Origin of the sequence: Pediococcus damnosus, from assembly GCF_001437255.1 — a bacterium.
Lineage (GTDB): Bacteria > Bacillota > Bacilli > Lactobacillales > Lactobacillaceae > Pediococcus > Pediococcus damnosus.
On the sequence record NZ_JQBD01000044.1, the window covers coordinates 1 to 15,215 of the forward strand.

The following is a 15,215-nucleotide window of genomic DNA, read 5'->3' on the forward strand; positions in this document are numbered from 1 at the left end:
CTCCACCAATACGATTTGACAGAGACCCAAACAGTTTTGACTGTTTGGAGGGTTCTATTTATCTATCAAGCTTAATGATTAGTCCTTACTTGATGAACCACCATTTTTCTTGATAATATCTTCTTGAATTGACTTAGGAACTGCTTCGTAATGATCAAATGTCATTGTGAATGTTCCACGGCCCTGTGAAGCTGAACGCAATGTTGTGGCATAACCAAACATTTCTGAAAGTGGTACGAATGAATGAATTTCTTCAGCACCCGAAATAGCTTCCATACCTTCAACACGGCCACGACGAGCAGTAATTTGGCCCATGATATCGCCCATGTACTCTTCAGGGACACGAACTTCAACCTTCATAACGGGTTCCAAAATTACTGGAGCAGCTTTCTTAGCAGCATTATGAAGAGACATTGATGCAGCTACCTTAAATGCAGCTTCACTAGAATCGACTTCATGATAACTACCATCGTATAACTTAGCTTTCAAATCAACCAATGGATATCCGGCAAGAACACCGTTACCCAAAGCTTCACGTAAGCCTTGTTCTACAGCTGGGATAAATTCACGAGGAACAACACCACCAACGATGGCATCTTCGAATTCAAATCCTTTTCCTTCTTCGTTAGGCTCAAATTCAATCCAAACATCACCATACTGACCTTTACCACCGGACTGACGCACAAACTTACCTTGTGCAGAAGCTTTCTTTGTAAAGGCTTCACGATAAGCAACTTGTGGTGCACCAACCGTTGCTTCAACGTTAAATTCACGTTTCATACGGTCAATGATGATATCCAAATGTAATTCACCCATTCCGGCAATTAATGTTTCGCCGGTTTCAGGATCTGTTTCAGCCTTGAATGAAGGATCTTCTTCAGCAAGCTTTTGTAAAGCAACATCCATCTTGTCTTGATCAGCCTTAGATTTTGGTTCAACGGCAACCTGGATAACTGGATCAGGGAATGTCATTGATTCCAAATGTAATGGATGATCAGGATCAGTCAAAGAATCACCGGTTGTGGTATTCTTCAAACCAATTGCAGCTGCAATATCACCTGAGAAAACTTCTGGAATTTCTTGACGGTGATTAGAATGCATTTGTAGTAAACGACCAACTCGTTCACGTTTGTCCTTTGTAGAGTTCAAAACATAAGAACCAGATTCCAATGTTCCTGTATAAACTCGGATATAAGTCAAACGACCAACGAAAGGATCCGTAGCTACCTTAAATGCCAAAGCAGAAAATGGCTTGTCGTCTCCGGCAATCAATTCAACTGGTTTGTCTGTTTCTGGATCTATCGCATTGTATGGTTTAACATCCAATGGTGATGGTAAGTAGTCAACAACAGCGTCCAACATCATTTGGACACCTTTGTTCTTGAAAGCTGAACCAGCTAATACTGGGAAGAGTTCAAGGTTTAAAGTACCTTTACGGATAGCAGCCTTGATTTCATCCTTACTGATTTCTTCACCATCAAGATACTTTTCCATGATGTCGTCATCAATATCAGCTAATTGTTCGATCATTGCAGTCCGACACTTTTCAGCTTCTTCTTTGTAATCATCTGGAACATCAACTGTATCCCATTCAGTACCTAACTTATCTTCATCGTAAAGATCAGCTTTCATTTCAACAAGGTCAATGACCCCTTCAAAGCTATCCTCAGCACCGATTGGCATTTGAATTGGTAAAGCATTAGCTTGTAAACGATCTCTAAGTGATTGAACAGAGAAATCGAAGTCAGCCCCAACTTTATCCATCTTATTTGCAAAAACAATCCGAGGAACACTGTAATCAGATGCTTGACGCCAAACTGTTTCAGTTTGAGGTTCCACACCTGCTTGAGCATCAAGGACCGTAACGGCACCATCTAACACACGTAATGAACGTTCAACTTCAATAGTGAAATCAACATGTCCTGGTGTATCAATGATGTTAATTCGGTGATCTTTCCAAGCAGCAGTCGTTGCAGCAGACGTGATTGTAATTCCACGTTCCTGTTCCTGTGCCATCCAATCCATTTGTGAAGCCCCATCATGAGTTTCACCAATTTTATGAATCTTACCTGTGTAATACAAAATCCGCTCTGTAGTTGTCGTTTTACCAGCATCAATATGTGCCATGATTCCGATATTACGAGTCTTTTCAAGTGGAAATTCTCTTTTGTTAGCCATATTAAAAAATGTTTCTCCCTTCAAGTGGATGGTTAAAGAGTCAAATTAGAAAAAATGACTACTATATGGGCTCCATATAATAGCCATTCGTTGTTGCTCCCAAACTAAATTGGCTAAGCAACAAGTGAAAAATTACCAACGATAATGAGCAAATGCTCGGTTGGCTTCAGCCATTTTATGTGTATCTTCACGCTTTTTAACTGAAGCACCTGTATTATTTGCAGCGTCCATGATTTCACGAGCAAGACGTTCTGTCATTGTGTGTTCACCACGAAGGCGTGAATAATTCACGAGCCAACGAAGACCTAAAGTTGATCGACGGTCTGGACGAACTTCAATAGGTACTTGGTAGTTAGAACCACCAACACGACGAGCCTTAACTTCAAGAACTGGCATAATGTTCTTCATTGCTTCATCAAATACCTCGGTTGGTTCGTTACCAGTCTCGGATTTGATAAGATCAAATGCATTATAGAGAATTTTTGAAGCTGTACCACGTTTACCATCTAACATTAAATGGTTAATTAAACGAGTTACTAATTTTGAGTTGTAAATTGGATCAGGTAATACTTCACGTTTTGATGCTGGGCCTTTTCTTGGCATTTAAACTACCTCCTTACTTCTTAGGTTTCTTTGTACCGTATTTAGAACGGCTTTGTTTACGATCTGTAACACCGGCTGTATCAAGAGCACCACGGATAACGTGATAACGAACACCAGGTAAATCCTTAACACGGCCCCCACGGATAAGCACAACACTATGTTCCTGAAGGTTATGGCCAATTCCTGGGATATATGCAGTAACTTCAATCAAGTTAGAAAGACGTACACGAGCATATTTACGTAAAGCAGAGTTAGGTTTCTTAGGTGTCATTGTTCCGACACGAGTTGCAACTCCACGTTTTTGTGGAGCTGGGTTAGCAACTGCTTTTTTCTTCATGCTATTGTAGCCATAATTCAAAGCAGGAGCCTTCGATTTAGAACCGTGTGAATGACGGCCCTTACGAACCAATTGGTTAATTGTAGGCATTGATTTGTTTCCCCTTCCAAATTTAAAATCTTTTTAGTTTAAGCACACACATCCAGGTGGTCCTTTTTTGATTATAAAAAAACGCGCCTAAACATCGCTTTGTACCACTGTTTCCAGTCAGCATGTCTGTCTAATACAGAACCTGTCCACAAAAGCACCTTTTTTAGATTATCATCATCCGCATAACTTGTCAATGATTTTTCAATAATCGTTCTTGAACATCGCCTGCTATGACACCATTTAGTGGAATAACAAGTAAATTTAAAACGATCCCAAATCAACCGATTATAATTTAATGCACAAAAATGCTTTCAAACTTCGTATTTATAATTAACGGAGGTAATACTATGCTTATTCAAATTTATTTTTTTATAATCGGTTCAATCGTTGGCTCCTTTTTAACGCTCTGCACTGATCGACTAGCTATTCATCAATCAATCATTTCACCACGGTCGCATTGTTTTAACTGTCAGCATTTATTAGGAATTTATGATCTCATCCCCATTCTCAGTTACTGTTTACTTAATGGTAAATGTCGTTATTGCAAACAGGCATTTCCACCCAATTCATGTTTTACTGAACTCGCTTTGGGGTTACTTTACATAAAACTTAGCACTTTTATACATCAGCCGCTCACACTAATTTTCAATCTTATTATCACCACTATTTTAATTTATTTAAGTATAGACGATTTAAAACACACTTATGTGAATGGTTACTTAATTGGCATTTTAGGACTTCTCGGTCTTCTATATCATCCGACTAACATAACCCTCATCTTATTTTTATTGCTTTTAATAAGTGTTTTTTCTTCTTTTCAGTATTCAACCATTTTTAAAGGGCTTGGTGAAGCTGACTTTGAGCTTTTTATCGTTTTTACCATCCTTCTCGATCTACGAACCCTACCGCTTATTCTTCTTTGCTCGTCTTTAACATGTTTAATTTTTACCCTTGGTTTGCAAAAAATAACTCCTCGTCAAATTCCTTTCATTCCCTACTTAGTATTTGGCTATTTTTTGGCCACTGCGTAATTTTATGTACTCAAAAAGGCAGCCTTGATATGAAATCAAGGACTGCCTTTTTAATTCAACAGATCTAAACACCAATTATTTAGATGTTTCTGTATCCATTTCTTTTTGAACATCACTAAGTGACTTTGGTTCTGCCACTTTTCCACCAACAGCCTTAGGAATAATCTTACGATAATCAGGCATCCCTGTTCCAGCAGGAATGATCTTACCAATAATGACATTTTCCTTCAAACCAACAAGTGGATCATTCTTACCACGAATTGCAGCATCAGTTAGTACTCGCGTTGTTTCCTGGAATGAAGCAGCTGACAAGAAACTATTTGTTTCCAAAGCAGCTTTAGTAATTCCAAGTAAAACAGGACGAGCAGTTGCTGGAATGCCACCGGCAATCAAAGTCTTGTAGTTAGCATCTTTGAAATCATTGATGTCTAACAATGTACCAGGAAGCATATCAGTATCGCCGGGATCCATAACTCGAATCTTACGAAGCATCTGACGAACCATGATTTCCACATGCTTATCCAAGATTTCAACACCTTGCATACGATAAACACGTTGAATTTCACTCAACAAGTATGTTTCAGTTGAGAGAACATCACGAACTTTCAACATTTCCTTAGGATCAATTGAACCTTCATTCAATGCTGAACCACGATGAACAAAGTCACCTTCTGCAAGCTTCATACGAGCTGTAATTGGTAAAGTATAGGTCCGTGTATCAGTTTCACCCTTGATCGTAATATCTTTAGTACGCTCAGCAGGATTTTCTTCAATTGATTCAACGGTTCCTGTAACTTCAGTAATTTCAGCACGACCTTTAGGATTACGTGCTTCCACAATTTCTTGAATACGTGGAAGTCCTTGGGTAATATCTTCGTTACCAGCAACACCACCAGTATGGAAGTTACGCATAGTAAGCTGGGTTCCGGGTTCACCAATTGATTGAGCAGCAACAGTTCCGACTGCTTCACCAACTTCGACACGGTCACCGGTTGACATATTACGACCATAACAACGTTCACACACACCATGACTTGTGTTACATGTAAATGCTGAACGAATTGTAACTTTATCAACACCGGCATCAATAATCTTTTGGGCAGCATCTTCTTCGATCATTTCATTCTTACCAATGATCTTTTCACCTGTATCAGGATTATAAACTGACTTCTGCGTGTAACGACCTAAGATCCGGTCATACAAGGATTCAATCACTTCATTACCATCAACAATTGATGAAATTGTTAACCCACGATCGGTTCCACAATCTTTTTCACGGACAATAACGTCTTGAGCCACATCAACCAAACGACGAGTTAAGTAACCTGAGTTAGCCGTCTTAAGAGCCGTATCAGTCATACCTTTACGAGCACCATGAGTTGAAATGAACATTTCCAAAACAGAAAGTCCCTCACGGAAGTTTGAAATGATAGGCAATTCCATGATTTTACCGTTAGGAGCAGCCATCAATCCACGCATACCAGCTAACTGAGTAAAGTTAGAAATGTTACCACGAGCACCAGAATCACTCATCATATAAATTGGGTTTTGAGGATCAAAACTCTCCATCAATTTTTGTTGAATGGCATCTTTAGCATCGTTCCAAATTCCCACAACTCGTTCGTAACGTTCATCATCAGTAATTAAACCACGACGGAACTGTTTCGTAACTGTTGCTACTTGTTTATGAGCAGCATCAACAATTTCTGGTTTTTCCTTCAAGTCAGTAATATCAGCAATTCCGACTGTTAAACCAGATTTCGTTGAAACATCATATCCAAGATCCTTCATACGATCCAAAAGCAAAGAAGTCTCTGTAACCTTATATTGCTTGTAAACTTGTGCAATAATGTCACTCAAAAATCCTTTTTTGAATGGTGAAATCAAAGGTTGATCCTTAATGAAGGCGTGAATATCTTCACCGGACTTCAAGAAGTACTTATCTGGGATTCCATCTACTAAGTTTTCGTCTGTAGGTTCATTCAAGTAAATTAAACCAGCTGGCAAGATATCGTTGAAAATTGCCTTTCCAACCGTTGTTACCAAGATTTGATGACGTTGTTCATCCGTCGTAAATGGCTTTTTAGGCATGGAGCTTACCTGCAAACCAATTCGGGTATGCTCAGAAACATAACCATTTTGCATAGCTAAACGAATTTCATTAAGGTCTTTGAAGATCATGCCTTCGCCGTTGCTATTTTTACGTTCCATTGTTAACCAGTAGTTACCAATAACCATATCCTGAGATGGGGTTACAACTGGTTTACCATTTGCAGGTGCCAAAATATGATGAGCAGCCAACATAAGCAAACGAGCTTCAGCTTGTGCTTCATCTGATAATGGCAAATGAATAGCCATCTGATCACCATCAAAATCGGCATTGTAAGCTTCACAAACTAATGGATGCAAACGCATCGCTTTCCCACTAACCAAAACTGGTTCAAAGGCTTGAATTCCAAGTCTATGCAAAGTAGGTGCACGGTTTAAAAGAACTGGATGTTCTTTAATAACATCTTCCAAAACATCATAAACATCATCATCTTTGCGGTCAATCTTGCGTTTTGCATTTTTAATGTTTGAAGCCAAACCGCGGGAAACCAATTCCTTCATAATATATGGTTTGAATAATTCCAAAGCCATTGGAACTGGTAAGCCCATTTGGTTCATCTTCAATGAAGGACCCACATCAATAACGGAACGGCCAGAATAATCAACTCGTTTACCAAGTAAGTTCTGACGGAATCGTCCTTGCTTTCCTTTCAACATGTGTGAAAGAGATTTCAATGGACGATTACCTGGTCCAGCAACAGGACGACCACGACGCCCATTATCAATCAAGGCATCAACAGCCTCTTGCAACATCCGTTTTTCATTTTGAACAATGATTCCAGGAGCATTAAGATCTAACAAACGTTTCAAACGGTTGTTACGGTTAATTACCCGGCGATATAAATCATTCAAATCAGATGTAGCAAAACGACCACCATCTAATTGCACCATTGGTCGTAAATCCGGTGGAATAACCGGAATGGCATCCATTACCATCCAGTCAGGTTCATTTCCAGATTTGATAAAGGCTTCAATGATATCTAAACGACGGACGGCACGAGTCCGTTTTTGGCCAGAGACATCCTTTAATTCTTCTTTTAATGTTTTGGCTTCTTTATTAAGATCAACATCTTGAAGAAGTTCTTTGATTGCTTCGCCACCAATTTTGGCATTGAATTTATTTCCAAATTCACTTAATTTTTCTCGGTATTCACGTTCAGTTAGTAATTGTTTCTTTTCTAAAGGTGTTTTACCAGGATCAATTACGACGTATGAAGCAAAATAGATAATTTCTTCAAGAGCCCGAGGACTCATGTCTAAGACAAGGCCCATTCGGCTTGGGATTCCTTTAAAGTACCAGATATGTGTGACAGGAGCAGCTAATTCAATATGACCCATTCGTTCACGACGAACTTTTGATTTAGTAACTTCCACACCACAACGGTCACAGACGATTCCTTTATAACGAATTCGCTTGTATTTCCCGCAGGCACATTCATAATCTTTGGTTGGTCCGAAAATTCGCTCATCGAACAAACCATCTTTTTCAGGTTTTAATGTTCGATAGTTAATCGTTTCTGGCTTTTTGACTTCGCCGTATGACCAACTTCTGATCTTGTCAGGGGATGCGAGCCCAATTTGCATGCTTTCAAACTTATTGACATCGATCAAAGGATCGACCTCCTTCTTGATTTATGGAGTGCCTCAAAAGACGGGTAGTTTCTGTGCCTATCATCGTTTGTCTCTAAAACTCTGACTACTCACGTAATCAGTTCTACAGACATTCTAGATAGGTGGAGAAGTCGTCTTTTTAAACACGTTTATGCTAAACAATTAAATAATCACAACTTTAAATTTATTCAAGAACACTGATTATTTTTGATTTTTCTCTGTTTCAGCTTTAGTTTTGCTTGCAGAAGTTGTGTCTTCAGAGGCTGCAGCTTTTTTAGCTGCCTCTTTCGATTTATCTTTCTGTTCTTCAGCATACTTACTAAGGGCATCTACGTTAACAACATCATCATCGTCATCGTCCATGTCACGCAACTCAATTTCCTCATGATTCTTATCAAGAACCTTCATATCAAGACCAAGGGCTTGTAATTCTTTAACAAGAACTCGGAATGACTCAGGAACTCCTGGACGAGGAATTGGATCACCCTTCACAATTGCTTCATAAGTCTTCACACGACCAACCACATCATCTGATTTGTATGTCAAGATTTCTTGTAAAGTATATGCAGCACCATAAGCTTCAAGGGCCCAAACTTCCATTTCACCAAAACGCTGACCACCAAATTGTGCTTTACCACCTAATGGTTGTTGCGTAACTAATGAGTAAGGTCCGATTGAACGCGCATGAATTTTATCATCAACCATGTGGGCTAACTTCATATAGTGCATAACCCCAACGGCAATTCGTTGCTCAAATGGTTCACCTGTACGACCATCGTATAAGATTGTCTTAGCATCTGTTTGCATGCCAGCTTCTTTAACAGCATCCGCAATATCTTTATCGTTTGCGCCATCAAAAACAGGGGTTGCAACATGGATACCCAAATTACGAGCAGCCATTCCTAAATGTAATTCCAATACTTGACCAATGTTCATACGAGAAGGAACACCCATGGGACTCAACATAATGTCGATTGGTGTGCCATCTGGCATGTATGGCATATCTTCTTGAGGAATAACCACGGAAACAGTTCCTTTATTACCATGACGCCCAGCCATTTTGTCTCCAACTTGTAACTTACGTTTTTGAGCAATATAAACTCGAACCATCATGTTAACACCAGGTGAAAGCTCATCCCCGTTTTCACGAGTAAAGATCTTAACATCCTGGATAATACCACCGCCACCATGTGGAACCTTCAACGAGGTATCTCGAACTTCACGAGCCTTTTCATCAAAGATTGCATGCAGCAAACGTTCCTCAGCAGATAATTCAGTTACTCCTTTAGGGGTGACCTTACCAACTAAAATATCGCCATCTGCAACTTCAGCACCGATCCGCACAATTCCATCTTCGTCAAGATCTTTAAGTGCATCTTCACCAACGTTAGGAATTTCACGAGTCATTTCTTCAGGCCCAAGTTTAGTATCACGAGCTTCTGACTCATATTCTTCAATATGAATTGAAGTATAAACATCATCACGAACCAAACGTTCATTGATCGCAATGGCATCTTCGAAGTTATAACCTTGCCAAGTCATGAAAGCAACTAATGGGTTTTGACCAAGTGCTAATTCTCCACCTTCCATAGCAGGGCCATCAGCTAGAACTTCATCATTATCCACATGATCATTAACTTTTACAATTGGACGTTGGTTATAGTTTTTACCACCATTAGAACGGCGGAATTTCATTAATTTATAAGTGTCTAAAGCACCATCATCACGGCGAACTCGGATTTCACGTGCATCCACATATTCAACCGTTCCATCATGTTTACAAATCAAGGCAACTCCAGAATCATGAGCGGCTTTGTATTCAATCCCAGTACCAACTAATGGGGCATGAGGATCTAACAAAGGTACCGCCTGACGCTGCATATTAGCACCCATCAAAGCACGGTTAGAATCATCATTTTCCAAGAAAGGAATGCAGGCAGTTGCGACTGCAACTACTTGTTTTGGTGAAACATCCATGTAATCAACACTATCAATGTTGATTTCGATATTATCACTTTCATGACGAGCCATAACCACATTATCCACAAACGAACCATCATCATTTAATGGTGAGTTAGCCTGAGCAATAACAAATTGATCTTCTTCATCAGCAGTCAAGTAATCAATTTTATTGGTAACCGCATGGGTCGTCCATGAAACACGACGATAAGGGGTTTCAATAAAACCATACTTGTTAATCTTCGCGTAACTAGCCAAACTATTGATCAATCCAATATTTGGACCTTCAGGGGTTTCAATTGGACACATCCGACCATAATGCGTGTAATGCACATCACGAACTTCATATCCAGCACGATCACGAGTTAAACCACCAGGACCAAGGGCAGAAAGACGACGCTTATGCGTAAGTTCACCCAATGGATTAGTTTGATCCATGAATTGTGATAATTGAGATGACCCAAAGAATTCCTTAATGGAAGCCACAACTGGACGAATATTAATCAATTGTTGTGGTGTAACCGTATTGGCATCTTGAATTGACATCCGTTCACGAACAACTCGTTCCATTCGTGAAAGACCAATTCTGAATTGGTTTTGAAGAAGTTCACCAACTGAACGAATTCGACGATTACCCAAATGGTCAATATCATCTGTAGAACCAACACCCTCTTGTAATAAGAAGAAGTAGTTAATTGTTGAAATGATATCTGCAGGAGTAATGTGTTTGAGTTTAAGATCAATGTTGTCATTACCAATCATCGTCAACTCACGTTCTGGATCATTAGGATTGACAATCTTAATCGATTGGACGGTCATTGGATCTGTCACAACTGCTTCCGTAGAAGGTGTATATGTGACAGCCTTAAAGTCTTTTTTATCTAAATAAGGAGCTAAATCCTTCATAACATCTTTAGTTACAACGGTTCCCTTTTGAGCAATAACTTCTCCAGTATCTGGATCTGCTAAAGTTTCAGCCAAAGTCTGGCCAATCAAACGGGTCTTCAAACTTAACTTCTTGTTAACCTTGTAACGACCAACAGGAGCCATATCATAACGCTTTGGATCAAAGAAACGAGCTGTTAAAAGGCTACGTGAACTATCAGCAGTCTTAGGCTCACCTGGACGTAAACGTTCATAAACATCCTTTAAGGCTTCTTCAACACGAGAATCCTCAGCATTTTTATGCACATCTTTGTCTAAAGTATTGTCAAGACCATCAGTCTCGCCCAACATATCCACAATTTCTTCATCTGAACCAAAACCAAGTGCTCGGACCAACTCAGTCATTGGAATTTTACGAGTTCGATCAATTCGAACATATGCAATTTTTTTTGCATCTGTTTCGTACTCTAACCAAGCACCTCGATTAGGAATAACCGTGGTTCCATATACATCCCGACCATTTTTATCAGCAGTCTTAGTGTAATAAACACCAGGAGAACGAACTAACTGAGAAACAATAACCCGTTCTGCACCATTAATAATGAAAGTACCTTGCTCTGTCATTAATGGTAAGTCACCAAAGAAAACATCTTGAGATTTGATTTCGCCAGTTTCGTGGTTAGTTAAACGTAAAGTTACATGCAAAGGCGCTGAATAATTTGCCTCATGTTCACGTGCTTCGGTCTCTGTATACTTTGGTTCTAGTAATTGATAATCCACATATTCCAAAGAAAGATTTCCAGCAAAGTCATCGATGGGCATAATGTCATCGAACATATCCTTTAATCCTTCATCAAGAAACCATTGGTATGAATTACTCTGAATCTCAATCAGGTTAGGAAGCTCTAGCACTTCTTTAATTCGTGCGTAACTTCTACGAGTCCGGCGTTTACCGTATTTTACCAAATGTCCTGCCAAGTTATTCACCTCTCTAAAATATTCCGCAAACGGCCAATTCATATTACAATTTGATTACATTTAGCAAATTGTACTGTTTTTTGGCAAAAAAAAACCAAAAATAGCTCATTTTTCTGATAGCTATTTTTGCTTCTTTATAAGAAATACCACGGACAATAGATCGCAGCACTTCATTTCATTCACAGTTACAAACAAAGTTAATCATACCTATTTTGCTTAAGAATGTCAACTATTTAACTGCGTCTGTTTATTCAATTATGCAGTTGGTTGCTTCGAATCCACCTTAGGATTTTTCACAACAACTTGAATTTTACCCTGACGCGCACCAACCGTGATATTATCACCAATCTTAGCCTGTCCAGAAAGCATCAATTCACTTAACTTATCTTCGACTTGTGTTTGGAAAGCTCGTCGGATTGGACGGGCACCGTATTCTGGATCAAATCCAGCTTTCGCAACGACATCAATCGCAGCCGGTGTAATCTTAACGGTCATCCCCTGGTCCGCAACTCGTTTAAGAATTTGTCGCGACATCAATTTTACAATGCGATGGAGTTGAGGGCGAGTCAATGAATGGAAAATAATTGTTTCGTCAATTCGATTTAAAAATTCTGGACGGAAACTTTGCTTGAGAACTTCTCGAATTTTAGATGACATTGCAGCATAGTCTTGACTTGCATCTTTCGCACCAAAACCAACCGATTTCTCATCTCTGAGCGCAGTTGCTCCCAAATTTGACGTCATAATCAGAATTGTATTTCGAAAATCAACTTTGTGTCCTTTAGAATCAGTCAAATAGCCATCATCTAATACCTGTAAAAGAATGTTGAACACATCTGGATGAGCCTTTTCAACTTCATCAAATAGAACTACGGAATACGGCTTTTGACGAACTCGTTCAGTCAGCTGACCACCTTCATCGTACCCAACATAACCAGGTGCGGATCCGATCAAACGACTCGTACTATAACGTTCCATATATTCCGACATATCAATTCGAATCATGTTGTCTTCAGAACCAAACATCGCCTCAGCCAATGCTTTGGCCAGTTCGGTCTTTCCAACCCCAGTTGGTCCTAAAAACATGAAAGAACCAATGGGACGACCCGGATCTTTTAGGCCACTTCGAGCCCGTCTAATTGCTCTTGAAACCGCCGAAACTGCTTCGTCTTGTCCAATGACTCGTTTATGCAGAATAGATTCCAGATTAACTAATCGGTCACTTTCAGTCTTTTGCAATTGCGTCAACGGTACTCCCGTCCACTCTGAAACAACTTGCGCAATGTCTTCAGCTGTTTCCTTTAATTGATACTTAGGCTTTTTGTCATCTGTTTGGTCGGCTGCCTGAGCCTTTTCGATCTTGCTACGCAGCTTTTCTTCTTTAATTCTGATTTGCTGAGCTTTTTCAAAGTCTTGAACCTCAATGGCAGCTTCTTTTTCATTTGTCAAATCCTGTAACTTAGTTTCTGAACTTGATTTCTGACTTTTTCCCATGTGATCAATTCTAACTTTTGCGGCAGCTTCGTCCATTAAATCGATTGCTTTGTCAGGTAAAAAGCGATCACTAATATATCGATTTGACAATGAAACAGCTTGTTTAATTGCCTCATCCGTAATCTCTACGTGATGATGCTCTTCATATTTAGGTCGTAACCCGCGCAAAATCTGAACTGATTCTTCTGCAGTAGGCTCATCAACCTCAACTTTAGCAAACCGTCGTTCTAAAGCGGCATCGGTCTCAATATATTTTTGATATTCATTAAGGGTTGTTGCCCCAATTGTTTGCAACTCACCACGTGCTAACGCAGGTTTCAAAATATTAGAAGCATCAATTGCGCCTTCAGCCCCACCGGCTCCGATCAACGTGTGCAATTCATCAATAAACAAGACAACGTGCCCATCTTCATGAATTTCGTCAATTACTTTTTTCAGCCGATCTTCAAACTCACCACGATATTTTGTGCCTGCCACAAGTGAACCCATGTCAAGCGCCATTAATCGCTTACTAGCAAGATCTTCAGGGACATCACCATCAATCATTCGTTGCGCAAGCCCCTCTGCAATTGCGGTCTTCCCCACTCCGGGTTCGCCAATTAACACAGGATTATTCTTTGTACGCCGACTTAAAATCTGAATGACCCGTTTAACCTCTTTATCACGGCCAACCACGGGATCAATTTTACCTTCTTGAGCCATTTGTGTCATATTACGGGCAACGGAATCAAGGGTTGGTGTCCCTTGTGGCTTACTAGCGCCGCGCCGTGTTTGAGCCTGGTTTTGCCGTAATTGCGCTGAAGCACTAACACCAAGTTTGCGTAAAATAACCTTGCGCGTTTGAGCAAGATCCATATCTAGACTAATTAAGATTCTTGATGATAAAATATTTTCATCACTCAAAAGTGCCAGCAATAAATGCTCAGTACCAATTTTAGCAGCGCCTAATCGTTTAGCCTCATCACCAGCCAGCGCCAAAACTTCTTTGGCCTTTGGTGAATAAGGTAAATAATCATTAGCGCCCATATTTTTTAATGTCCCATATCCAGTAAAACGTTCAATTTCTTCCACAATATCTGTTTCGGTAACTGAAAACTGTTGAAAGACTTTATAAGCAATCCCATTTTTTTCTATCGCTAGGGCCAACAATAAATGTTCCGTTCCTACTGCTTGATGTTTAAAACGTTTAGCTTGTTCCTGAGAAATAGCCAATACGTTTTTTGCACTTGGTGTAAATAAGTTATCCACGCTAACACCCTACTTTCTTTTTAGCTTTCATACCGTAAACGATTTAAAACTGCAATCAAAATTCTTGCTCGTAACTGATCTTCTTCATCACGATCGCTCATCGCTAACGTTTTCTTATCAATCGCTGCCAAAACCAAATTGCCTTCCCGTTTATCAATTACGTCGTCTTCATATAAACTTTTTACAATCGAAATTGCATCACGCTGATTGATGGAGTCACCAATGACTTGAATAAGTGTATCTAAAACATCCAAATCATCAAGTAATTTGACTTTTTCAATCCGAATATAGCCACCGCCACCGCGCTTGCTTTCTATTACATAACCATTTTGAATCGTAAAACGAGTTTTAATTACGTAATTAATCTGTGAGGGTACAACATCAAACAAGTCAGCGATTTCCGAGCGCCGAATCTCAATTTCCTCTGAATCAGCTAAAATTTGTTTTAAATATTTTTCAATGATATCGGAAATATTTTGACTCATCTCGCACACCCTTTCTTACATCTCTGACTAATGTTGACTTTCATTATACGAAACTCTCATAAAAAAGCAAAGTTTTTTAACTTTCTCGCGGGATTGGGTCTCTTTAACTGTAAATTTTGATTGCAATCTAATTCAGTCTGCCCCTAAAAACTTTTTAAATCCAAAAAATGGATAATAAAAAAGGGTCTACACTTTCTGGTATTGGTG

General features: G+C 39.5%; 8 protein-coding genes. 1 reads left to right on the forward strand and 7 read right to left on the reverse strand.

Going from position 1 to position 15,215, the window contains the following annotated elements; genetic code table 11:
* Positions 1-78: 78 nt before the first annotated feature.
* The 3 genes from fusA to rpsL all read right to left on the reverse strand — a co-directional run bounded on the left by fusA (position 79) and on the right by rpsL (position 3,208).
* Positions 79-2,178, reverse strand: coding sequence for an elongation factor G (fusA, locus tag IV84_RS06500; RefSeq protein ID WP_056986280.1), 2,100 nt, complete (start codon positions 2,176-2,178; stop codon positions 79-81).
* A gap of 132 nt (positions 2,179-2,310) precedes the next feature.
* Positions 2,311-2,781: a 30S ribosomal protein S7 gene (gene rpsG / locus IV84_RS06505; RefSeq protein WP_046871290.1), complete on the reverse strand. Its 471-nt coding sequence runs from the start codon at positions 2,779-2,781 to the stop codon at positions 2,311-2,313.
* A 13-nt stretch (positions 2,782-2,794) separates the two neighbouring features.
* Positions 2,795-3,208, reverse strand: coding sequence for a 30S ribosomal protein S12 (gene rpsL / locus IV84_RS06510; protein WP_046871289.1), 414 nt, complete (start codon positions 3,206-3,208; stop codon positions 2,795-2,797).
* A 347-nt stretch (positions 3,209-3,555) separates the two neighbouring features.
* Here rpsL and IV84_RS06515 point away from each other — a divergent pair, with 347 nt between their 5' ends.
* A complete protein-coding gene (locus IV84_RS06515; protein WP_052694487.1) occupies positions 3,556-4,239 on the forward strand; it encodes a prepilin peptidase in 684 nt (227 codons plus the stop codon).
* Positions 4,240-4,314: 75 nt separating this feature from the next.
* Here the strand turns inward: IV84_RS06515 and rpoC are convergent, their stop codons facing one another.
* From rpoC to IV84_RS06535, 4 genes are all read right to left on the reverse strand, one after another.
* Entirely contained in the window at positions 4,315-7,959 is a 3,645-nt protein-coding gene (gene rpoC / locus IV84_RS06520) for a DNA-directed RNA polymerase subunit beta' (RefSeq protein ID WP_056986281.1), read from the reverse strand.
* A 201-nt stretch (positions 7,960-8,160) separates the two neighbouring features.
* Positions 8,161-11,781, reverse strand: coding sequence for a DNA-directed RNA polymerase subunit beta (gene rpoB, locus IV84_RS06525; RefSeq protein WP_056986282.1), 3,621 nt, complete (start codon positions 11,779-11,781; stop codon positions 8,161-8,163).
* A gap of 255 nt (positions 11,782-12,036) precedes the next feature.
* Complete coding sequence (locus tag IV84_RS06530; RefSeq protein ID WP_056986283.1) at positions 12,037-14,523, reverse strand: ATP-dependent Clp protease ATP-binding subunit; 2,487 nt, start codon at positions 14,521-14,523, stop codon at positions 12,037-12,039.
* Positions 14,524-14,543: 20 nt separating this feature from the next.
* Positions 14,544-15,008, reverse strand: coding sequence for a CtsR family transcriptional regulator (locus IV84_RS06535; RefSeq protein WP_056986284.1), 465 nt, complete (start codon positions 15,006-15,008; stop codon positions 14,544-14,546).
* Positions 15,009-15,215 lie beyond the last annotated feature (207 nt).

Bases quoted from the DNA above. Each gene is read 5' to 3' on its own strand.
- fusA (WP_056986280.1), bottom strand. From the start codon at position 2,178: ATGGCTAACAAAAGAGAATTTCCACTTGAAAAGACTCGTAATATCGGA.
- rpsG (WP_046871290.1), bottom strand. From the start codon at position 2,781: ATGCCAAGAAAAGGCCCAGCATCAAAACGTGAAGTATTACCTGATCCA.
- IV84_RS06515 (WP_052694487.1), top strand. From the start codon at position 3,556: ATGCTTATTCAAATTTATTTTTTTATAATCGGTTCAATCGTTGGCTCC.
- IV84_RS06535 (WP_056986284.1), bottom strand. From the start codon at position 15,008: ATGAGTCAAAATATTTCCGATATCATTGAAAAATATTTAAAACAAATT.
- rpsL (WP_046871289.1), bottom strand. From the start codon at position 3,208: ATGCCTACAATTAACCAATTGGTTCGTAAGGGCCGTCATTCACACGGT.